Annotated in this window: 15 protein-coding genes; 9 read left to right on the top strand and 6 right to left on the bottom strand. The window is 50.6% G+C overall.

Translation table 11 applies throughout. The features are described from left to right. Window positions 1-59 precede the first annotated feature (59 nt). Both JJD41_RS18390 and JJD41_RS18385 read right to left on the bottom strand, forming a co-directional pair. Complete coding sequence (locus tag JJD41_RS18390) at window positions 60-2,765, bottom strand: adenylate/guanylate cyclase domain-containing protein (protein ID WP_200668946.1); 2,706 nt, start codon at window positions 2,763-2,765, stop codon at window positions 60-62. Window positions 2,766-2,801: 36 nt separating this feature from the next. Beyond that, the gene (locus JJD41_RS18385) at window positions 2,802-3,197 is read right to left on the bottom strand and encodes a VOC family protein (RefSeq protein ID WP_200668945.1); all 396 of its coding nucleotides are present in this window, start codon (window positions 3,195-3,197) and stop codon (window positions 2,802-2,804) included. A gap of 272 nt (window positions 3,198-3,469) precedes the next feature. Here JJD41_RS18385 and JJD41_RS18380 point away from each other — a divergent pair, with 272 nt between their 5' ends. From JJD41_RS18380 to mtnA, 4 genes are all read left to right on the top strand, one after another. Next, window positions 3,470-4,192, top strand: coding sequence for a choice-of-anchor W domain-containing protein (locus JJD41_RS18380; RefSeq protein ID WP_200668944.1), 723 nt, complete (start codon window positions 3,470-3,472; stop codon window positions 4,190-4,192). A 321-nt stretch (window positions 4,193-4,513) separates the two neighbouring features. Beyond that, complete coding sequence (gene dxs / locus JJD41_RS18375; RefSeq protein WP_200668943.1) at window positions 4,514-6,418, top strand: 1-deoxy-D-xylulose-5-phosphate synthase; 1,905 nt, start codon at window positions 4,514-4,516, stop codon at window positions 6,416-6,418. A gap of 173 nt (window positions 6,419-6,591) precedes the next feature. Further along, window positions 6,592-7,833, top strand: a complete 1,242-nt coding sequence (locus tag JJD41_RS18370; RefSeq protein WP_200668942.1) for an NAD(P)/FAD-dependent oxidoreductase — start codon at window positions 6,592-6,594, stop codon at window positions 7,831-7,833. A gap of 17 nt (window positions 7,834-7,850) precedes the next feature. Next, entirely contained in the window at window positions 7,851-8,912 is a 1,062-nt protein-coding gene (gene mtnA / locus JJD41_RS18365) for an S-methyl-5-thioribose-1-phosphate isomerase (RefSeq protein ID WP_200668941.1), read from the top strand. Here mtnA and JJD41_RS18360 read toward each other — a convergent pair. Both JJD41_RS18360 and JJD41_RS18355 read right to left on the bottom strand, forming a co-directional pair. Next, window positions 8,900-10,051, bottom strand: coding sequence for an ABC transporter ATP-binding protein (locus JJD41_RS18360; RefSeq protein ID WP_200668940.1), 1,152 nt, complete (start codon window positions 10,049-10,051; stop codon window positions 8,900-8,902). The two genes, mtnA and JJD41_RS18360, sit on opposite strands and share 13 nt — an antisense overlap. Window positions 10,052-10,144: 93 nt before the next feature. Further along, the gene (locus tag JJD41_RS18355) at window positions 10,145-11,341 is read right to left on the bottom strand and encodes an RNA-guided endonuclease TnpB family protein (protein WP_200667598.1); all 1,197 of its coding nucleotides are present in this window, start codon (window positions 11,339-11,341) and stop codon (window positions 10,145-10,147) included. Window positions 11,342-11,863: 522 nt separating this feature from the next. Between JJD41_RS18355 and JJD41_RS18350 the strand changes: the two genes are divergently transcribed. The 4 genes from JJD41_RS18350 (at window position 11,864) to JJD41_RS25785 (ending at window position 19,143) form a co-directional block, all read left to right on the top strand. Then, window positions 11,864-12,874 carry a LysR family transcriptional regulator gene (locus JJD41_RS18350; RefSeq protein WP_200668939.1) on the top strand — a complete coding sequence of 337 codons (1,011 nt, stop codon included), beginning with the start codon at window positions 11,864-11,866 and terminating at the stop codon, window positions 12,872-12,874. Window positions 12,875-12,919: 45 nt separating this feature from the next. Continuing rightward, window positions 12,920-14,314 (top strand): serine/threonine-protein kinase, encoded by a 1,395-nt coding sequence (locus JJD41_RS18345; protein WP_200668938.1) that lies wholly within the window; start codon window positions 12,920-12,922, stop codon window positions 14,312-14,314. Between the two features lie 1,311 nt (window positions 14,315-15,625). After that, a complete protein-coding gene (locus JJD41_RS18340; RefSeq protein WP_200668937.1) occupies window positions 15,626-18,364 on the top strand; it encodes a sensor histidine kinase in 2,739 nt (912 codons plus the stop codon). Then, on the top strand, window positions 18,361-19,143 hold the full coding sequence (locus JJD41_RS25785) for a DALR anticodon-binding domain-containing protein (RefSeq protein ID WP_200668936.1): 783 nt from the start codon (window positions 18,361-18,363) through the stop codon (window positions 19,141-19,143). Before JJD41_RS18340 ends, JJD41_RS25785 begins: the two co-directional genes overlap by 4 nt. 226 nt (window positions 19,144-19,369) lie before the next feature. Here JJD41_RS25785 and JJD41_RS18330 read toward each other — a convergent pair whose 3' ends face one another. Continuing rightward, window positions 19,370-20,254 carry a Cof-type HAD-IIB family hydrolase gene (locus tag JJD41_RS18330; RefSeq protein WP_200668935.1) on the bottom strand — a complete coding sequence of 295 codons (885 nt, stop codon included), beginning with the start codon at window positions 20,252-20,254 and terminating at the stop codon, window positions 19,370-19,372. Between the two features lie 383 nt (window positions 20,255-20,637). Here JJD41_RS18330 and JJD41_RS18325 point away from each other — a divergent pair, with 383 nt between their 5' ends. Further along, the gene (locus tag JJD41_RS18325) at window positions 20,638-22,101 is read left to right on the top strand and encodes a DASH family cryptochrome (protein WP_200668934.1); all 1,464 of its coding nucleotides are present in this window, start codon (window positions 20,638-20,640) and stop codon (window positions 22,099-22,101) included. Window positions 22,102-22,193: 92 nt separating this feature from the next. Here JJD41_RS18325 and JJD41_RS18320 read toward each other — a convergent pair whose 3' ends face one another. Further along, window positions 22,194-23,264: a transporter substrate-binding domain-containing protein gene (locus tag JJD41_RS18320; protein WP_200668933.1), complete on the bottom strand. Its 1,071-nt coding sequence runs from the start codon at window positions 23,262-23,264 to the stop codon at window positions 22,194-22,196. Window positions 23,265-23,349 lie beyond the last annotated feature (85 nt).

Here is a 23,349-nt window from a genome sequence, read left to right as displayed (position 1 = left end):
ACGTGAAACAATCAAGATATTGGTAACCAGAAAAAAATGAATTTTCCAGTTTTCCTGAGTCATTTCGATCGACCTCCCGACGATGGCGATCGCCAATCGATTGCAGCAAAGTATTCTAATAACAACCGATGGACAAAAATATAACTGCCACCAACTTTTTGTAGAAAAATACAGGACGTAGCATAGTTAAGAAACCGGGCATAATTCCAAGGAATCAGACCGAGCGATCGCAAATTCAACCGCAGTAAAAGATGTTTTAAAGCTGTTATTCCCCCACTCATCATACCTACAGCTACACCCAAAGGGATAGCAACAATAGAAAAATGGGAGCCGAACGATGCAGCGATCGCACCCAAAATGAGAGTTGTCATTCCCCCTAAACATATTGCATTGTAGAGGGTCTGCCAAATCCCTTGATTCGGCATCGTTGTTGTTGAAATCGTCATCCCCGTTAACCCGCCAATAAAGAAACCCAACATCCCACCAATCAATCCCCCAATCAATTCAGAGGCAAAAATTAAAATAGCTAACCTAGCCAAAGGGGAGAGTGGATAAGTTACAAGTAGAACCGTAGGGAAAATCTCTTCGACAAGGGTTATCCAGTAAATCAAACCGAGAATCAATCCACTTTTCAATCCCCATACCATCCCATAAATTAGCTTTTTTTTAGCCAATGTGGGTGACCATTTTAATTTCATTGAGGGTGAAATTGAAGTTCGCAAAACTGCCCAAAATGAGATAGCATTTAAGGCACTAATTAGATAAAACAATGGAAAAAACGATCCTAGATAAGCGATCGTAGATTGAAAACTGAAAAGCCCTTCAATCGCAAAAGTATCTATTAGACAGCTTGTCATGTAAACACTTGCTACAGTCGGTAAAATAGCAAAACCACCAACCAGACTAAAAATTAAACCCCCTACAGACGATCTAATTCGCTTTCCTAAAAGTCGATTGAGTAGAGTCCAGGCGATCGCAGCATAAATTCCTACACTACTTCCCCCCACCATTCCATAAACTAGAAAAACCCAATAAGGACAAGTTAGATTTGTGTGGGGAAAAACAACAGGGAATAAGAGAAGCAACACCGCACCAAAAATCGCACCGAACAACAAACAAAACTCTAGATGATACTTGAATTTTCCCCACGAATTCGGCAGCCAACTCGATTGTATTTGCTCGATCGAGAAAATAGTTTCCCCTTGTTTCTTTAATTGTTTAGCTAAATAACTTAGCCAATATTTAGTTGTTTTAAGACTGTATTTTTGTTGACCGCCGCGATGGTCGAAAAGCTTGCAAACGTAAGCATCAAATAAATGCTGGCGTCGCTCTTCCAAAGTTTCCTTTTTGATGAGATTTTCGACAGGTATGCCGCGATAGGCAAACATCATAATGCTTAGCATCAAAGGAGATCTCGCCAGTTTCTGTAAAGTTTTATCTGTCTCAATGAGTAGAGAAAGTGCGGCCAGTTTTTCGCCCCCGAAACTCAGATAAGCTCGAATTTGTTCCAGGCGCAACGGTTGCAAGTAAATTGCATCCTGTAACTGCAAGCGATGATGGAGAGCTTGATAATCGCGAAGGCGACAGCATACTATCATTTCAGTTTGTCCGTACTGATGACAGAAATCATTGATAGCTTCGACGCAAGCTTCACGACTTTCTACGCTGACTTCATCTAATCCATCAAGAAGTAACAATAAATTTTGCTCTTTTACCCATTTTTCCGCAATTTCTTTGCTGAGTTGATATTTACCCTTGAGTTCTCCTATCAACCACCGATCGATCGGTTGCTTTTTTGCCGACCAAGACGATAGATTAAAAACGACAGGAATCGCTAAAGATACATTATATCTGGCGCGATCGATTAAGGATCGGGCAATTTCTAGTAAGGTAATTGTTTTTCCCGAACCGGGTTCTCCTAAAATTAATAAAGTTCGTCCCGCACCTAAGTTGTTAAAAATATCGATCGCCCGCGTTCTCGCTGGATAACGCTGCCATGTTTGTGCAGTTTTCAAAACACTGTTCCACGAACCATCGAGCATATCCGGTCGTGGGGTTATTCCGATTTCCCATAAAAGGCGCGCTTGCAGCGAATGTTCTAACACCCCTACGATCCAATAATTGTAAACTTTATCGAGCAGAACTTGGCGGTTGCGATAGTTTTGTTTTGAAAGCCGAGTTCTCAATAAAGTTCCATAGGTATTGTTTGATTCTGTCCCCAATGAAATGTGATAAACGGGAAAAGAATTGCTGATGTTTTTGAGTTCTCTGTGACCTAAATATCTGACTTGAACGGATAGGGTTTTTTTGGTGAGATCGTAAACCGTTTTAGAAAGGCAAATCCCACCCGGTTCGGCTTGGCTTTCTAGCCGCGCTGCAACGTTTACTGTATGACCCATCACGTCATTAGAGATCGCAAAAACTTCACCGAAATGAATGCCGATTCTGTGGTATAAAATGGCTTCTGATTCTAAATTTTCTGCGTTTTTTGCTAACTCTTTTTGAATCTCAATGGCACAATTGACGGCTTGAAGACTACTGTTAAGGTTGCTGAATTTAATCAGTAACCCGTCCCCCGTGGATTTGATAACCTCACCTTGATAACGCTCGCAAATAGCTTTCATAATGGTTTGGTCGCGTTGTATTAAAGCGAGAGTTCGCGGTTCGTTACACCTCATCCTCGCGCTAAAATCCACGGCATCGCTAAAGACGATCGCGGCGAGAACGCGATCGCAACCGTCCAGCTCGCTGGTAATATTATTCATGAGTAGATGCCCCCTCCCCTGGAAGCTTTCTCTATTTTACAAGTATTCGATGGGGGGAGTCCCTATTTCTTCATATAAAATTAACCGATTGCCTGCGGGGTCGCGAGCGTAAATTTCGCGCCCGTGGGAACTTTCTTCAACTTTACTAACAGGCGGATAACCCAAGGCATTCAATTGGCCGATCGCCTCATCGAGATCGTCCACTGCAAAGCACAAACTCATCGCACTTTTTTCGATAGTTTCAAACTCTGATTCATGAGTAGATTTTGGTTTAAAAATACCCAAGCGCATTCCAGTTAACTCGAACTCCGCATAAACCCCGTGAATATACGGATGTGGCGGGCGATCGAGCAAAATTTGATAAAACTCGACGACAGGTTCAAAATCGATGACGGCGATCGCCATCCATACTTTTCGATAGTTGAGAGCCATGTTTCAATCGGTTTTTCGATAGTTTTCCTCAATAGCAGGCGGGGCGATCGCCCGGTTAAGTTTACCAGAGCTTCATAATTTAACCGAGAAAACCCCAGGTTCTTGTAAAGACTTCGTGAAATCCTTAGATCGCTCTGGTCGATTCAATTTCTACGAATTAAATTATAAATAGGGTTGGATTTAAAAGTTAGTCGCGATCGGATTCTCGGATCCGATCGCACCAGGATTTTAGGGGAAGTAATAGCCGATCGTACAGTTCCTGGAGAGAAAAAATGAACTTATCCAAAACCCTGTTTTCCTTGAGTGTCGCTACATTAGGATTATTGGCGCTTCCGAGTGCAGCCCAAGCTTTTAGTTTATCGGCGATCGATAACGACTACGACTTCAACGATTTAAACCCCAATCTCTCTTTTGTGGCTGAAGGACGATTTGGCAATAACGCCTTCAACGGAGATTACGAACTCGACATTCATGGGGTCGATACGAGCAACCCCACCCGTACCCAAGACCAGGCTAACTTCACGTGGACTAATAGTTTACTCACTGAGTTCACCCTCACGTTCGATGCCTTAACCCGGGCAGTGACCTACATCGTCGGCGGTCAAACTTTAAACGCGACGGCCAACAGCAATCCCATCAACGATATTTTCATCCGAACCCGGGCCGCCACTGCGGACACCAGCATTCTGCTGAGCAACTTATTTTTAAACGGCGTTGACTTGTTGGGTTCGTCCCTCGCCGACAATGCCGATGATGGCGTCGAATACCTGAGAATTAGTGGCGTCAGTGATAGCTTCACCCTCACGGGAACTTCCCTGATGAGTTGGACCGACAGCAACATGCCGCGTAACTCCCGTTTGGCGTATCAAATTAAAGTCGGCAGTGCCGATGGTGGCGCCGAAGCCGTTCCCGAACCCGTCTCGATTCTGGGATTGGCGTTAGGGGGCAGTGGTTTGGCGATGATGCGACGCAAACGCAACCTGCAAAAAAGCTAACCGATGCCAGATGCTGTAAGCTGACGTTCTCTCCAGGATCGAGTTTGAGGCTTTCCGAAGCTCGGCGAACTCGTTCGTGTAATCAAGTCGATTTCCCTCATCTCAATGGTTTCCCGATCGCGCGATTGTTGCGATCGGGAATTTTTATGGGGAATGGTTTCGCCGAAAGCCTGAGATTGCCTACACTGATGAAAGATCCTGATGGGTCTTGTATCCTAGTAAATCAAGCGAACTTATCAATCGATTCAGCAAATCTTATTTTAAGATCTTGCCCTTGTACTCCTGGAAAACACCCCGATTGGCTAACTTAGGTAAAAACGTATGCATCTAAGCGAATTGACCCATCCCAACCAGTTGCACGGTTTGTCGATCCCGCAACTGGAGCAAATCGCCCGACAAATTCGGGAAAAGCATCTCGAAACCGTCGCCGCTACAGGCGGTCACCTCGGTCCGGGTCTGGGTGTGGTCGAACTGACGATCGCACTCTATCAAACCCTCGATCTCGATCGCGATAAAGTCGTTTGGGATGTGGGTCACCAAGCCTACCCGCATAAAATGGTGACGGGTCGTTACAATCGTTTCCATACCCTGCGGCAAAAAGACGGCGTGGCCGGATATCTCAAACGCTGCGAAAACAAATTCGACCATTTCGGTGCAGGTCACGCCTCCACCAGTATTTCTGCCGCCCTGGGGATGGCGATCGCCCGCGACCTCAAAGGCGAACAATTCAAAAGCGTTGCCGTGATCGGCGATGGCGCCCTCACCGGAGGCATGGCCCTCGAAGCGATCAACCATGCCGGACACCTCCCCCACACCAACGTGATGGTCGTCCTCAACGATAACGAGATGTCCATCTCCCCGAACGTCGGCGCCATCCCTCGCTACTTAAACAAAATGCGCCTCAGCCCCCCGGTGCAATTCCTCAAAGACAACCTCGAAGAACAATTTAAACACCTCCCCTTTGTCGGCGACACCTTCAGCCCGGAAATGGAACGCCTCAAAGAAGGGATGAAACGCCTCGCCATCCCCAAAGTCGGCGCGGTCTTTGAAGAACTCGGCTTTACCTACATCGGTCCGGTAGACGGGCATAACCTCGAAGAACTGATTACCACCTTCAATCAAGCCCACCAGATCCCCGGTCCGGTCTTGGTTCACGTGGCCACAACTAAAGGTAAAGGTTACGCGATCGCCGAAAAAGACCAAGTCGGCTACCACGCCCAAAGCCCCTTTAACCTCGCCACCGGGAAAGCCATCCCCTCCAACAAACCCAAACCCCCCAGCTATTCCAAAGTTTTCGCCGAAACCCTGATCGAACTCGCCGAAAACAACCCCAAAATTGTCGGCATCACCGCCGCCATGGCCACCGGAACCGGACTCAACAAACTCCAAGAAAAACTTCCGAAACAATATATTGACGTCGGCATCGCCGAACAACACGCCGTCACCCTCGCCGCCGGGATGGCCTGCGAAGGAATGCGCCCGGTTGCTGCCATTTACTCCACCTTCCTACAACGGGCCTACGACCAAATCATTCACGACATTTGCATTCAAAAACTGCCCGTCTTCTTCTGCCTCGATCGCGCGGGCATCGTCGGCGCCGACGGTCCGACTCACCAGGGACTCTATGACATCGCCTACCTGCGTTGCATCCCCAACATGGTGCTGATGGCCCCCAAAGACGAAGCCGAATTGCAACAAATGCTCGTCACCGGAATCGAATATACTGACGGCCCGATCGCCATGCGGTACCCCCGAGGTAGTGGCTACGGCGTCCCCTTGATGGACGAAGGCTGGGAACCCCTCGAAATCGGTAAAGGCGAAATCCTCCGCAACGGCGACGACGTACTGATTTTGGGCTACGGATCGATGGTACATCCCGCCTTACAAACCGCCGAAATCCTCAGCGAACATGGTATCGAAGCCACCGTCGTCAACGCCCGCTTCGTCAAACCCCTCGACACCGAACTGATTTTGCCCCTCGCCAAACGCATCGGCAAAGTCGTGACCATGGAAGAAGGCTGCATCATGGGCGGTTTCGGATCTGCCGTCGCCGAAGCTTTACTCGATAACAACGTCCTCGCCCCCGTATTGCGCCTCGGCGTTCCCGACGTTCTCGTCGATCACGCCAAACCGGACGAATCCAAGGCCAATCTCGGGTTAACTCCCGCCCAAATGGCCGATCGCGTTTTACAAACGTTTAAAGTGCAACTCTCTAGCGTTCGCTAGGCAAGTCCCCCGTCAAAGTAGGGGCGATTCGCTTTCGCCCCTACAGCGATCGCACCTCTGGCAAAATTAGAAAAAGCCCCCCTCAAAAAGGGGGGTATTGCAATTTTTTTGAACAATGCAAGAGGTCGAACTCTAAACTTTAAACTCTAAACTCTAAACTCTAAAATTTCTAGATGCAAAGCTTTGATATCGTCGTTGTCGGCGCCGGACCAGCCGGGGGTCACTGCGCCCGGACGTTAGCAAAAAATGGTTACCGGGTGTTACTCGCCGAACAACATTCTAGTTTTGAAATCAATAACTTTTCGAGTGCGGCAACCCCTTTAAAAACTTTAGAATTATTCGATTTACCCGAACAAACGATCGGCAATGTTTGGGATAAATTAACGATTGTCAGTTCCAATGCGCGCAAAACGTGGACTTCACCCGAACCGTTAGGCGTCGTCTTCGATTTTGCCAAACTGCGCCAATTTCTCGCCGACGAAGTGACTGAAGCGGGTAGCGAAGTCTGGATGGGTTATCGCTATTTTAAACAGTATCGAGAGAACGGAGCAACGATCGCCGAGTTTAAGCGCAAAGGAACCACCGAACCGACCCGGGTTAAAACGAAGGTGCTCGTCGATGCAACGGGTTCGGCGAGGGCCGTAATGTATCCCCAAAAGAGAAATCGCCCCTCTTTTTCAAAAGCGAGTGGCATCGAATATTTAATTGAAGTGGAACCGGAATCTTATCGAAAATTAGATAAAGAATTAGTGTTTTTTTTGGGTTCCAAGTGGATGCCCCAGGGCTATTCTTGGGTTTTTCCGATGGAGGAAAATCGGTTAAAGCTTGGGGTAGCTCGGTATTATGGAAAGCACGCGATCGCCCCAGTTGAAAGTCAATTTAAAAATCGAATTCATTTAATTACTAAAAACTACTTAAATTTAGAAGACAATTATCAATTAATTGACGTTCACGGTTCGACATTATATTATAGCCTGGGTTTGCAAGATGTTTATTATCGAGACAATACGATCGCCGTTGGCGATTCGGTATCGACATTTAACTTTTTGGGGGGCGAAGGAATTCGCTATGCGATGCTCGCTGGAGAAGTAGCGGCTCGCTATATCGGTCAATATGTAGAAGGGGAGATCGGGGAATTTGAACCGTATCGAAAAGAATTGAGGAATTATTTTTTGAGACGTTGGCAAATTTCCGAGAGAATTGCTAAAAAAGTTTATTTCGAGTACGACGATCGCGCGATCGATCGCGGAGTTAGTTATATCGGATCGATGAACGTAGAAAATGCTCTCGATATTTTATTTGAATATAAATTTGAAAAAGCCACTCAAGGAATTCTACCCTTATTAAAACGGCAATGGATCGCGTTCTTGCAATCGATTAGAGAAAGGTTCCATTTAAAGCAATCTAAAATCTAAAATCTAAAATTGCCATCATGTCTAATTCCAACCCAGTTTATCCCGTCATTTGGCACGACGATCGCGTGTTACTCATCGATCAAACCCGCTTACCCCAAGAATATAGCGTCGTCGAAATTTGCCATTATCAAGATATGGCGGCAGCGATTCAAACGATGATCGTGCGCGGCGCCCCGGCGATCGGGGTAGCGGCGGCTTACGGGATCTATTTGGGCGCCCGGGAGATCGCCACGACCGACCGCCAGCAGTTTTTAAGCGAACTCGAAACGGTCGCCGAAACCTTGCGTCAAACGCGACCGACGGCGGTGAATCTATTTTGGGCGATCGCGCGGATGCTCAAAACGGCCCGAGGGACATTAGGATCGGTAGACCATCTCAAAGGGGTGTTACTCGAAACCGCGCAAACCATTCAGGCGGAAGACTTACAAACCTGTCGGGCGATCGGCGAACACGGGTTAAATGCGTTGCCGAAAACCCCGGAAAAACTGCGCTTGCTGACCCACTGCAATGCAGGCGCCTTAGCCACGGCGGGCTACGGTACGGCGTTGGGAGTGGTGAGATCGGCGTGGATCGCCGGACGCTTAGAACGCCTGTATGCGGACGAAACCCGTCCCCGCTTGCAAGGGGCGAAATTGACGGCGTGGGAGTGCGTGCAAGAAGGGATCCCGGTGACGGTCATTGCCGAAGGGATGGCGGCCCACTGCATGAATCGCGGGATGGTCGATGCGGTGGTGGTAGGCGCCGATCGCATTGCCGCCAATGGGGATACGGCGAATAAAATTGGGACCTATCAGTTGGCGATCGCCGCCCAAGCGCACGGGATCCCCTTTTTCGTAGCGGCGCCGTTTTCGACCGTGGATTTTGAACTCGCCAGTGGTCGGGAAATCCCGATCGAAGAGCGCGATCCGGCGGAATTATATCAAATTGGCAGCACGCGGCTGACCCCGGAAAGGGGAGTGGACTATTACAATCCCGCCTTCGACGTGACGCCAGCGTCCTTGATTGCGGCGATCGTCACCGAACGCGGGGCGATCGCCCCCGGTGAATTGGCGCAATGGCAAGGGGTTCAAGCGGGATAGAGCGTGCTTCCGGTAGCACGGTCGAAGACAAACAGGCGATCGCCGTCAAAGCTGACCGTGAGGCGATCGCCCGGTTGGGATTGTACCCGTCCCGGGGCGATCGCGGCGAAGGGGGTGGGACTTCCGGGGAACGTCAGACGCATTAACGTTTCGCGTCCGAGGGGTTCGACCAATTCGACGATCGCCGTCAACAGCGCGCGTTCGCGTTCGCGCAGCGTGCGCCTTGCGCTTAGGGACGCCTCTGGCGGATCGCCTGGGGGAGAAGACTGGGGAGAACCGATCGCGATCGCCTCCGGACGCAGACCCAGATCGAACGTCTGACCGGGAGACGGGGCGATCGCGCGGCGAAGGGCAGCAGGACAAGGCATCGTCTGTCCGGCGATCGTGAACTGTCCCTCATGGTAAGTCGCGCTGAAAATATTCATCGGCGGATTGCCGATAAACGTTGCCACCATGCGATTCGCGGGTTGAGTGTAGACCGTTTGCGGGTCGCCGATTTGCTGAATGCGACCGCCATCGAGAATCACGATGCGATCGGCGAGAGTCATCGCTTCGATTTGGTCGTGGGTGACGTAAATCGTCGTAATTCCGAGGCGTTGGTGCAGTTGCTTGAGTTCGGCGCGGGTATCGTCGCGCAGTTGGGCGTCGAGATTGGAGAGGGGTTCGTCGAGTAAGAACACCTTCGGTTCGCGGGCGATCGCCCGACCGAGGGCCACCCGTTGCTGTTGTCCGCCGGAGAGTTGTTTGGGTTGGCGATCGAGTAAGTGGTCTAGGGAGAGCGATCGCGCCACCGCTTGGACTTGTCGTTGTTGGGTTTGGCGGTCGGCCCCACGCATTTTGAGCCCGAAAGCGAGGTTATCCGCCACACTCATGTGAGGGTAGAGGGCGTAATTTTGAAAGACCATCGCCACGTCGCGATCGCGCGCCGGGATGTCGTTGACGAGACAGTTATCGATATAAATCCGCCCGCTTGTCGCCGATTCCAACCCGGCGATCGTGCGTAAAATCGTAGATTTACCGCAACCGGACGGCCCGACCAAGACCCAGAATTGGCCGTCGGGAACCTCAAAACTAATATTTTCAATGGCTTTGACGCGATCGAATTGACGGGTAATTTCTTCTAAGCGAACGATAGCCATTTGGAGAGTTTTAGAGTTCACATTTGAGCTTGGACATCGAGGACGGCGACACGGCGACGGTCAGACAGTCAACCGTGAACTACCGCTATTGAATCAAAGATTACAATAGCGGCTTCCCTCTTCACTGGGGACTGCGCTAGATAGAACTGAAGTTCTACCACCTCGTCTTACATCCCCTCCAAGGGCAGTAGAGCGAGTTCCTAACTCTAATATCCGTAAGCCTTCATTTTTGAGATTGATGGCGGCATTGATATCCCTGTCATGATGGGTTTGGCAATGTTCGCAAGTCCAGCTTCTCGCATCAAGAGACAAGCTTTTGATTTGATTGAGACATACATGGCAGGTTTTAGAAGAAGGAAAAAATCGATCGACTTCTAGATAAACTTTTCCTTCTGATTCAGCCTTGTACTTTAACATCGTACAAAACATTCCCCAACCGACATCACTAATCGCTTTGGCGAGTTTGTGATGGCGAACCATGCCTTTAACATTGAGATTCTCGACCACAATCACTTGGTTTTCGTTCACTATCTTACGGGATAGCTTGTGGAGAAAATCTTCACGACAGCGACTTATTTTGGCGTGAATCTTGGCAACTTTTACCCGCGATTTATTGCGGTTGTTGCTGCCTTTCCTTTTTCGAGCGTGTTTTTGCTGTTTTCTTTTGAGGTTTCGCGCGTGTTTATTAAAATGCTTGGGATTATTATATTTCGACCCCTCACTGGTAATCGCAAAATCGGTCAGCCCTAAATCAATGCCAATGGCTTTTCCTTCAGTTGAGAGAAGGGGAGGTTCTTTTTTACCCTCTACCAAAACTGAAGCATAATATTTACCATCTGGATTTTTGGAGAGGGTTACAGTTTTGATTTTTCCCTCAAAACTTCGATGCTGACGACAACGCACTAACCCAACTTTAGGCAGTTTGATGTAATTTCCCTCAACCTTAACATTTTGAGGGTAACTGATAGATTGCCTTCCCTGCTTGGATTTGAATCGGGGTAATTTTGCCCGGTTCTCAAAGAAGTTTCGATAAGCGGTTGATAAGTTCAACGCCACGACTTGCAAGCATTGGGAATAGACATCTTCTTTAAGCCAAGGGTATTCCTTTTTGAGGGCAGGTAATAATCCCTGAAGATAACCCCTCGATCGACCTTTTCCGGTCGATCGATAAGTCTCTTGGCACAAATTTAACGCATAGTTCCAATACCAACGACAGCAACCAAAGCTCTTGGCTAAAGTCGCTTGTTGCTCGTGGGTTGGATAGATGCGGTATTTGTACGCCTTGAACATTATCGCCGATATAGCCAGACGATCGGATTATCACTGATTTGCCGAAGAGTCGCTTTCATCCCACGATTCACCTTCGGTAGAATCGGGGAATTCCCGTTCCCATTGTTAAAATAACGCGAACCTGCATCCGTGCGTTCGCGAAGCGACGCCTTTGGCGTATCGACCCCAAATCTCCGTCAGTTCAGTGTGGGTAATATCAAAATTTTGCATAATTTATCAATCGCGCAGGGATCGAGGGATAATTAGGAGCAATCGGGGGATCGCTTCCCCCACACAACCCCCAGTCCTTGCGATCCTCGACTTGAGCCTGAAACGGGCGAAAAACCAGGCACGCAGGCGGGGTTTGGTAAACTGCACTACAACGTTACGGTATCGATCGGGAGGCTTGTGGCGAGTTATGCTATCGTCATTTTCGGTTAAGGTCACCCTAAACCGGAACGCAGCACAGTCTAACAACCGCATCCCAACCCGTTTCATCCGTTTGTTGGAACTCGACTCGTTGCCCCTTTCAGGTTTAGCAATATGTCCGATCTACCTTTCACCTTAGATCAGCTACGCATCCTCAAAGCCATCGCTGCTGAAGGGAGCTTTAAACGCGCTGCCGATAGTTTATACGTTTCCCAGCCTGCGGTGAGTCTGCAGGTTCAAAATTTAGAACGCCAGTTGGATGTGCCACTGTTCGATCGAGGGGGACGGCGGGCCCAACTGACCGAAGCGGGTCACCTGTTACTCAGTTACGGCGAAAAAATTCTGACCCTGTGTCAGGAAACCTGCCGGGCGATCGAAGATTTACAGAATTTGCAAGGGGGAACCTTAATTGTGGGAGCCTCCCAAACTACCGGAACCTACTTGCTGCCGCGCATGATCGGCTTATTCCGACAGAGTTATCCCGACGTGGCGGTTCAGTTGCACGTTCACTCTACCCGGCGGACCGCGTGGAGTGTGGCGAACGGTCAGATCGATTTGGCGATCGTCGGTGGGGAAGTGCCGCCGGAATTGCAAGATTCCCTCCAAGTCAAAGCTTATGCGGAGGATGAATTAGCGCTGATTTTACCCGTATTTCACTCTCTGGCGAAACAAGAAACCATTCAAAAAGAAGATCTTTACAAACTGCAATTTATCGCCTTAGATTCGCAATCGACCATCCGCAAAGTCATCGATCAAGTGCTTTCGCGCTACGATATCGACACGCGCCGTTTGAAATTGGAAATGGAGCTCAATTCGATCGAAGCGATTAAAAATGCGGTTCAATCCGGTTTGGGGGCGGCATTTGTGTCGATCTCAGCCATTGAAAAAGAATTGCAAATGGAGGTGCTGCACCGGGCGCCGATCGAGGGAGTCGTAGTCAAACGGATGTTGTCGTTAATTTACAATCCCAATCGCTATCGCTCGAAAGCGGCGGAAGCGTTCAGTCGGGAAATTTTACCGAAATTTTCGACCCAAGATTTGGGAGACGGCCCGGTAGAACAACCGACGGCAGCGTTAGAATCGGAGACCGTGAGCAGTGCAGCGCCCAACCCCACGGGTAAATAGTCGAGTGGCGGCGTCGCTCGCCTCCCTTTTCTATTACGAGGGTCTATGGAAATTTACTGCACTCGTCCGGGATGTCCCCGTCCCCTCAATCAGTTTGGCGATCTCGACGATCGCACGACGTTGAAAACGGTACAGCAAAAATACTGCACTGCTTGCGGGATGCCTTTAATTCTCGACGGACGTTATTTAACCGAGCGGTTGCTCGGACAGGGGGGGTTCGGGACGGCTTTTTTAGCGCGCGATCGCCGTACCCCTGCCATGCGTCTCTGTGCAGTCAAGCAGTTTCAGCCCTCCGGAGACCTGGATCCCGAACAGTTGGCGATCGCCTATACCCTGTTCGAGCGCGAGGCGATCGTCCTGGAACAACTCGGCAACCAACACCCCCAAATTCCCGATCTATTCGCCTTTTTTCCGTTAGAAGTCCCCGGGAAAACGCCGGGAACGGCGGAGCAGTTTTTTTATCTGGTTCAAGAATATATCGACGGCTCCACCCTCGAACAAGAACTAAAAACCAAAGGGTCGTTTTCCTTCGCCGACACGATCGCCATTTTTGAGGAAATTCTCTCGATTCTCGACTTCATCCACACCCGTCACGTCATCCACCGGGATATTAAACCGTCCAATATCATTCGCTCGAACGCCGGACCGCTTTACCTGCTCGATTTTGGCGCCGTCAAGCAAGTGGCGCAAACCGCAACCCTTTCCGCAGGGGGTCAGTCTACGGGGATTTATTCGATGGGATTTGCTCCGCCGGAACAAATGGCGGGACGCACGGTGTTTCCCGCAACCGATCTCTACGCTTTGGCGGTCACCTGCATCGTCTTACTGACGGGGAAAGACCCTCAAGAACTATTCGACGCTTACAGCAATCAGTGGAACTGGCGATCGCACGTTCGCCTTCCCCAGTCCGGTTCGGACACCAAACCAGCTCGATTTGCCGATCTGCTCGATCGCCTCCTGCTCGCTACTCCCAGCGAACGCTACCAGTCGGTCCGGGAGGTCTCCGACGCCCTCAATCTGCCAGCTTTGGCCGTTTCTGCGCCGCCAACCCCCGCCGCGACGCCGATGGGCGGCGCTTCCGGGTCGCCCCTTTCCCGTCGCCGTTTTTCCGATCGCGAAATCCAGATCGCCGCCCTGTTTACCGGATACGAAGCGGGTTTGGGCTGGATCGTCCTGGCGAGTCTCGATCTGCCCCCGTCGGTGAAAACGATCGCCTGGTTGCTGTTTTTATCGGCTCTTTATTTCGCCCAGGCGACCCGAACGATCCAAAAATACGACCTGGCGATCTTGGCGGGGGTGTCTCTGGCGATCGTGCTGATTGTCGAACCGTTGCGGATCGCGTTTTCCTGGATCGCCGCGATCGGTTTACCCGTCTCGATCGCGCTGTTGGCGTTCGTCCTCACTTGGGCGTGGTTGTGGCTTTACCGACACTTTTCTTGAAAGAACGGAGGCGATTTTGAGGCAATTTGGCGCTATTTTAGGGAGCGATCGCCGCGATTGGGGATCGCATGATTCAGGGTGGATTGTTCTGAGCAAATCGACAAATTGAGCGGGGTTCCCGGGGGTCGAGGGCGGCAGTTCTGCTCGACCTAGGGGATTTAAGGATCGCCCTTCGATATTCGCGACGACGGGCGATCGCGCGCCGGATCGTTCCCCACAATACAACCCTCGATCGCCGACGTTCCCGTCAATGCGATCGTGCGATTTTTCCCGGTTAAATCCCTACCGATCCCCACTTCACTCGCGCCAGTGGCGATCGCGCCATCCCCAGCTTATCGACAAGCTCTTTACTCATTTTATCCCCTCGATGTGATGCCAATTGCCGCGATCGAGGTCGGCTAAATCTCGATTTTGCTGCGCTTCGTTCCGGGAATCGCAATCGAGGTTTTCTCAATCCCCATTCGGTTGTCAACCCCCCGATCGCCCTCCCGGTCATCAGTGCATTCACTCCTCAAAAGTTGCAATAAAAGTTAAACTAAAAAATATTAATTTTTGGATTTCTAGTGACGAACATTGGCAGGGAAGGCGAACGGAGCCGAGAGAAAAAACGGGGAAGCCAGAGCCGAAAAACAACAATGGTGTGGTTTTCATGGAGCTACACCGTTCCGGGGGGCTGATTTTATCCAACCCCGAGGGAACGATTGCGGTTTCGTCAAAAAAAAGGGGCGATTTTAAAATAGAATACGAAAAAATACCGAGCTTTCAAAGTTGCCAAGTTCGGGCGATCGTAAAAATTATCGATCTATTTTCTAATTTTCTTTTCAAGAAAGCTAAGCTATAAAGTAAGAGTAGATCTTAAAATTTATAGATCCTCCAAAAGCGAACCGCTCGATCCGATGGGCGCGTCGGAAATTCGGATTTGAGGCAGTCGCCGATCGCGATCGGGTCACGCCATCCCAGCCGCCCCAGGGTTGAGACATGGGGATCCCAAACATCCCGTTCGCGCAAACGCCCTCGGCGAGGCTTGGCGATCGCCTCAAAAACGGCTGGCACGGGCAAAAATGCGGGGAAGAGCGCGTGCGGGGCTGGATGCGAACCGGGGCGACAGACACCACACCCCCCATCGTCCAGACTGCCGAAACACCTCTATTACCGAAGTCAAACGGTCGGGAGATTGCCGTGAATAGGAAACATTTATTATCAAGCCAAGCATCGAGAAATGGGAATCGTCCTCGAGAGATGGCTTCACCCGACCGTTGTCCTTGGATAGAGTCCGCTCAAATGCAGCCAGACCATTGCCAGCCTGAAATCATGTCTCGTCTCAACATTCCCCGTTCCATCCGCCACGAATTGGGCGATCGCCTCTTTTGGGATACTCCCGTCGGCATTGTTTGCGAAACCGCAGACGGAGGGATTTTGATGGCCAATCCGGCATTTTGTCGGATGACGGGGTACAGCGACAAGCAATTGCGCCATTTAGATCGAAAGGCGATCGCCCACCCGGAAGACTTCGAGATCGAACTCGACACGATCGCCCACATGGTTCGAGAAGGGGTCAAAAGTCAAGCCCTGCGCAAACGCTACATCCACCACAACGGGGGGACCGTCAGTTGCGATATCGAGGTACACCTCGTCGGGGAACCCCTCGAAGAAAGCTATTTATTAAGTTTTGTACGCGATCGCGGCGAACGGGCGATCGTCGAGCGCGAACTGCAACAACACCGAGAACGGGAAATTCTCCTCGACGAACTCTCCGCCACGATCCGGGCGACCTTCGACCTAACGAAGATCCTCGATCTCGGCGTCAATCGCTTGCGAGAAGCATTAGGCGGCCATCGCGTATTAGCCTATCAATTTAGCGCCGACGGACGGGCCGTTTGCAGGGCGGAAAATGTCGATCCGGCTTATGCCTCGGTTCGAGAACAAGTCCTCACCTTACCGAGGATCGACCCTTCCGAATTTAAAGACTACCGAAGCGGACGGGTATGGTCGATCGACGATCTCGACTATGCCAACTTGCCCGCCACCTATTTAGATCGGCTCAAACCCTTTCAAGTGCGTAGCATTATGGCAGTGGGTATTCCCCACAGCGAGAAACCTGTCCTTTCGGGACTCGACGGCGATCGATTGCCCTTAGCGGGCGATCGCCCCGCCTTCCCCTTATGGGGTTTGTTAGTCGTTCACCACTGCCACGCGCCCCGTCGTTGGCTCGACGAAGAACGCCAGTTGCTCGAAACCGTCTCCGACCGCCTCGCGATCGCCATCCAACAAGCCGAACTGGTCGAAGGACTGCAAAATTACGCCTGTCAACTGGAACGACGGGTCAACGAGCGAACCGAATCCCTGGCGCGATCGCTCAAATTCGAGCAACTGATCCGCCATCTGACCGAATCCTTACATCACGCTCGCGACGAAGACAGCGTACTCGATAGCGCCGTCGAAGGCTTAGTCAACACCTTGGGGGCGCGCTGTTGCTTCGCCTGTTTATTCGAGCCCAAAACGGAGATCTTCGAGATCCGTTCCCTGCACGGATGCGACCTGCAAGAGCGAGACCCGCAACTCGGTCAACGCTTCCCCCTCGACCACTGGCCGGCTTCCTGTCGCGATCACTTATTTAACGGCGAAATTTGTTTTCACGACCTGTTTTCGCCCGCCGCTACGCGAAAACCCGTCACGGAAAGCGAATTAGATATGGGGTTGTTGCAAACCATTTGTCCGATTATCAGCAACGGCGAGACGATCGGCATTTTAGGGTTGTGTTACGACGAAGCGATCGCCTGGTCGGCGCCGGAATTGCAATTGCTCGAACAAGTCGCCGTGCAGTGCGCGATCGCCATCCGTCAGGCGCGCCTGTTGCGCGAAGAACAATCCCTGCGCTTGAGCGCCCAATATTTTCGTTCCTTTATCGAACAATCGAAGGAAATTTTCGCCGAATACGACGATCGCGGGCGCTACTTGTCGATTAACCCTGCCGGATCGATCCTGTTCGGCTTCCCCCTCGATCGCGTTGTCGGTCATACCAATCGGGAACTCCTCGGCGAAACCGGGGAGATCTTCGATCGCGCGATCGCCCAAGTCCTAACCACCGGGCAACCTTTAGTCACCACCCTCGAACTCGGTGTGGGATCGGAAACGAAAACCTTCGAGACGGTCTGTTCGCCGATTGCCGAACAAGACGGCTACATCCATCGGGCGATCGTTATCGCCCAAGATATCAGCGACATTCGCCAGCAGTGGCGGCTTTTGCAACAGCAAAATCAAGAACTCGCCGCCATCAACCGTCTCAAAGAAGAATTCATCGCCACCACCTCCCACGAACTGCGAACCCCCCTGACCGCGATTCTCGGCTTTTCCAGCGTCCTACTCGAAGAATCCTTCGGCTTGCTCAACGACAAGCAAAAAATTTATGTCGAACGGATGCACACGAGCGGCCAGCACTTGTTAGAACTGATTAACGATATTCTCGACCTGTCGCGCATCGAAGCCGATCGCCTCGAACTCGAACCGCAATTGGTGTTCGTACACGATATTTGCGAAGGGGTCATCAGTTTGGTGCAAGAGCGCCTCAGCAATCACGGCTTGCAATTGGAAGTTGAGGTCACTCCCGAGATCGAATCGGTGGTGGTGGATCCCAGGCGTTTGAAACAGATGTTGCTCAATTTGCTCAGTAATGCGATTAAGTTTACCCCGGAAGGATCGGTCGGTTTGAAGATCGATCGCGTCTGGCGCGAACGCTACCGATCTTCAGACGGCAGAAGTCGCGAACTGCGTCAGGAAGAGCGCATCGAGTTTACGGTCTGGGATACGGGAATCGGCATCGACGAGCGCGATCGTCCCCGCTTGTTTTCGCCGTTTTCGCAAATTGACTCGTCCTTAGCCCGCCAATACCAAGGAACCGGGTTGGGACTGGCGATTACGCGCAAGTTGGCTGAACTCCACGGCGGCGAGATTTTTGTCGATTCTCAACCCGAGCGCGGGTCTTCGTTTACGATTTCTCTACCGTTGGAAATGTTTCCCCCGGTGTCGATGGCGGCTGAATCGCCCTCGTGAACCATCTCGATACCTTCAGTTTTGAGGCGATCGCCACTGCCGAAATCCGCCGCGCCACCGCCGCGAACGGTCAGTCTCCTCCCGCCTCGATTCCGTTAAAACGGGTCGAAGACTCCCAGCGCTTGCTTTACAGTTGCGCGATCGCCCTGCCATTGGCCGCCTCTGAGGGCGCAGACCCCCGGAAAATCGCCGAGGCAATCGCCGCCGCCTTCTCCCGGTCTCCTGGCCGGGATTTGGACTTTTCTATCGAAGTGGTCGGTTCCGGTTGGCTGCACTTATGGCCGAGCGATCGGGCCGTAGCGCGTCAATTGCAACGCCTGAGCGAGCTTCCCTGGGAAAGCACCTCGCCGGAGCCAATCGAGGGCATTCGCCGGGATTTGTTTCCCCTTCAGTACGCCCACGCCCGATGTTGCTCCTTGCTACAGATGGCACGACGGGACGGCGCGATCGCGTACATCGAGGGCGAACGCTTTCCCTGGCTCGATGGCGCGGGACGGCTCAACCTCTGTCGCCGCACCGAATTCGAGGAGATCGGCGCCTTGTTCGCCAGCTTGGATCGCTGCGCGAGATCCGGCGATCGCGCCGTCGTTCTCAAAGCCGCCACCGCTTTAAGTCACCGTTTCTTAAACTTCTATCGAGATTGCCGCCTTTGGGGGGACATTCAAGCGGAACGGCCCGATCTGGCGCGATCGCGGCTCGGTCTGGTCGCCGCCACCCGCCCCGTGCTGAAATTCTTACTGGAAGAGCAATTGGGAGTTTTCGCCCCCGAGGAACTTTAGGAAAAACACCGCCGTCATCGAAGTTGGGGACAGCAATGGAGCCGACCGATCCCAGAGTACTTTCGAGAAAAAATTTCGAGAAAAGTTTAATGGGGGGGTGACAAATCCAAATCTGTCCGATATAGTTACAGGTGTGTGAGGAGCGAACCAGTAAGGGTACCGAGACGAAACACGGCCAGTCGTCGGTACCCTTTCTGCATTTTTACAATTTTATAGGCTTTCCGAGTCAGAGGATGAACTCTTCGATCGCCGCCGCCACCCCATCGCGATCGACACTCGGCGCCAGCCAGTCCCCCACGGCTCGTACCGCATCCGGCGCATTGCCCATCGCCACGCCAATTCCCGCATAGTCGAGCATTTCGAGGTCGTTAAAATTATCCCCGATCGCCATCACGTTTGCCGCCGATAAGCCCAGAATTTCTTCAGTTAAATAACGAACCGCCACCCCTTTATTGACTTGAGGGTTGCCTGCTTCTAAAAAGTAGTCGTGGGATTGAGTCAGGTAGAGTTCGCCACCCCGGTAGCGACGCCGGAAGGTGTCTAGGAGTTGGGAAATCACCTCGATTTCGTGTCCCAACGCGAGCACTTTCGTCGGCGCCGAGTCCGCCACCACGGACCGCAAGTCCCCGACGGCGATCGGTTCGACCCCGGTGCGATCGCCGTAAGCGCGACTGGCTGGGGTTAACTCGCGAACGTAGAGGCGATCGTCGATATAGCAATGCACGGAAAACAGCGATCGCACCTCCGGACGGTCGAACTCATCGAGCAACTCTAACGCAATTTCCGATGCCAACGGCCAATGTCCGTGACGGCGATCTTCGGTTGGATCCGCAATCCACGCCCCTTGATAGGCAATTAACGGCAACGTCGAGCCAATTTCGCGATAGAAACGCAAGGCAGAACGGTACATCCGTCCCGTAGCGATCGCCACGGACACCCCCTGACGTTGCGCCTCGGCGATCGCCTGTTTGACGCGATCGCTCACCTGATTCGAGACCCCGGCGATCGTCCCGTCAATATCGAGAACGAGCAGTCGAATATCCTTACAATTCTCTTTACAATTCGATGAAGTCCCAGTCTGTACGGCGATATCGGTCGCTGTTTGAGTCATGACGTTTGAGCGCTTAAATTTGAAATTTACGATCGATAGTTACAGTATAATGTTATCTTGAATAAGAGCAATTTACGCGATCGTTTTGCTTGTGTTACGGGCGAACTAACTCCAAACAAAATAATTTCAAGTTTCCCTAAAATTCCCTTAAATAAGGGGATTTGACTGAACTCTGCCCTTTTAAAGCAGGCTTGGGAGCGATCGTTAATAAAAATCATCCATCTAGGAAATGCTACACATAGCTATTTTCGATCCTAAAACAACTTAGCTCATCAATTCAAGCACCATAAACAATGATTTTAAGTTGCCGAAAATAACACAATCAGGTTTATCAAGATAATTGCCTTGAAAGCGATCGTATAACTGACAATATAACTCCCAAGATGTCCCGAGAACGAATTATTATTTGGTATCGTAACGACTTACGGCTACACGACAGCGAACCCCTCGATCGCGCCCTCCAAACTGAAGCTGAAATTATCCCCGTTTATTGCTTCGATCGCCGCCAATTTAGCACCACCTCCTTTGGATTTCCAAAAACTGGAGCTTTTCGGGCTCAATTCCTGCTTGAAAGCGTCGCCGATTTGCGTCAATCCTTGCAAAAACACCACAGTGATTTAATCGTTCGCTTCGGATTTCCCGAGCAAATCATCCCTGAATTAGCGCGACATCTTCACGCCAGTGCGGTTTATTTTCATCAAGAAGTAACGGCAGAAGAAATCGCCGTCGAACAAGCCCTCAAAACGAATTTAAAGGCGATCGCGGTTCGTTGTAAATCTTTTTGGGGACAAACGTTATATCACCGCGATCGCCTCCCATTTGCGATCGATAAACTCCCCGAAATATTTACCCAATTTCGCAAAAAGATCGAACGAGAGTCCACTGTCGATCGCCCTTTTTCTACCCCCAAAACTCTACCGCCTTTACCCGCGATCGACCCTGGGGAATTACCTTCTTTAAACGAGCTCGGACTGCAACCACCGCTTCAAGACGATCGCGCCGTCATGGTGTTTAAAGGAGGTGAAACCAAGGGAATCGAAAGAGTGCAAAATTATCTCTGGACGGGCGATCGGTTAAAAACTTATAAACAAACTCGAAATGGAATGCTGGGGGTCGATTACTCCTCTAAATTTTCTCCCTGGTTAGCCCTCGGTTGTCTGTCGCCGCGTTTGATTTATCAAAATGTCAAACAATACGAAAGAGAACGAGTTAAAAATGATTCAACTTACTGGCTCATTTTCGAGCTATTATGGCGAGATTACTTCCGATTTATTGCCGCCAAACATGGCGATCGCCTCTTTTATTCTTCCGGATTACAAGGAATTTTAATTCCCTGGGAAAAAGATTGGGAAAAATTTACGCTTTGGCAACAAGGAAAAACGGGATTTCCCCTCGTTGACGCCAATATGAGAGAACTCGCCGCTACCGGATTTATGTCAAATCGCGGACGGCAAAATGTTGCCAGTTTTTTAACTAAAAACTTAGGGATTGACTGGCGTATGGGGGCGGAATGGTTCGAGTCTTTATTAATTGATTACGATGTTTGCAGCAATTGGGGCAATTGGAATTATACGGCGGGAGTTGGCAATGACGCGCGCGGTTTTCGCTTTTTTAATATTCTCAAACAGTCCAAAGATTACGATCGCGAGGGAACCTACGTGAAGCATTGGTTACCGGAGTTAGCCAAGCTACCCCCGGGGAAAGTTCACGAACCTTGGGATCTTTTACCTGTGGAACAAAAGCGCTATGGGATAAGATTGGGGGTGGATTATCCCGCTCCTATTGTTGATTTATTTAAGTCGGCGAAAGTCAATGAAATGATTTATAATAAAGCAGTGGGCAAATAATATAAAATGTTTCTAGATCGAACATTCTTGGTCTCGATCGCCATTCAATAGGTTGGTGAAGGTCGGGATTTAAAAAATGCGAGTTCTAATTTTTATAATTCCGGTTCGTTTAAAAACCAACGATTTTCTAAAGCTTCGAGTTCGCCTTCTTCTTTGAACTTCAACAAAATCCGATTGATGGGTTCGCGATAGGGACTGCCTTCGGGGAAAGCAATTCCATATTGTTGTTTGGCAAAGAGACGACCGACGACCCGAAAATCCGGGTCGCGTTTGGCACGATAAAGTAAGGTAGGGGCGTCACTGACCACGGCTCGAATTTTTTGCTGTTTCAGGGCTTGATAAGCGGCTTCGCGGGTGGTAAATTCGACTAATTGAATCGGACGCGATCGCAAGTAGGAAGCGGAGGTCGTGCCTTCAATTGCCCCTATTCTGTGTTGATATAAATCATTGGGACCTTCGATGCGCGATCGCATTTCCAAGGAGGCAATGGTTGCGGTAAAATAAGCAAATACAAAAATCGCCGCCATCATCCAAACGATCGCGATCGCCCGTCCGATAACTGACTGGGGACATTTATCGCCATATCCCACGGTGGTCGCCGTGACAAACGACCACCAAAATGCCTCCCAAATCCCGGCGAAATAGCCTTTAGGAAACATTTCCGGGTTGAGGCGGCGCTCGAAAATCCACAGTAAATGAGCGGAAACTAAAGCCGCGCCGAAGACAACGGCAAACGCTTGTAATGTGGTGCTGGAAAAGAGATAACTGGAAAAAATTTGAATGGGATTGATAGGCCGATCTAAAACTAAAATTCGCAATCCAGTTTCGTAATAACCGTGCGAAAAATCGATCGTTTGTTCTCGTTGGGCGGTAATTGTAATTCCGGCGATCGCCGCATCGACTTGTCCAGATTCTACGGCTTCTAAAACGTCGGCGACGGAATCAAAAACGACGAATTCCGACTCGTTCATTTCTAATTCAGTTTCGATCCGATCCCACAGTTCGATACTGTATCCGACAGGTTTTTCCGAGATTTCATCGACAAAAACAAACGGTTCAAATACGTTCGTCCCGACTTTCAACGATTCGGCGACACCGGGAAGACATCCCCAAAGCAAACTGCCGAAAATAAGAGCGCCAACGGTCCACGGTCGAGAAGTCACGGTATAGCCTGATAGGTTGAGTACGACAGGGGAGAGGGATCGAAAAGTGAGGGAAAGGTAAGAACAGAGGCGGCGTCAAAGCGAC

Source organism: Oxynema mangrovii CENA135 (assembly GCF_016632315.1).
GTDB classification, from domain to species: domain Bacteria; phylum Cyanobacteriota; class Cyanobacteriia; order Cyanobacteriales; family Laspinemataceae; genus Oxynema; species Oxynema aestuarii.
The sequence above is the reverse complement of the archived record's forward strand: the minus strand, read 5'-3'. Positions and strand labels throughout refer to the sequence as shown.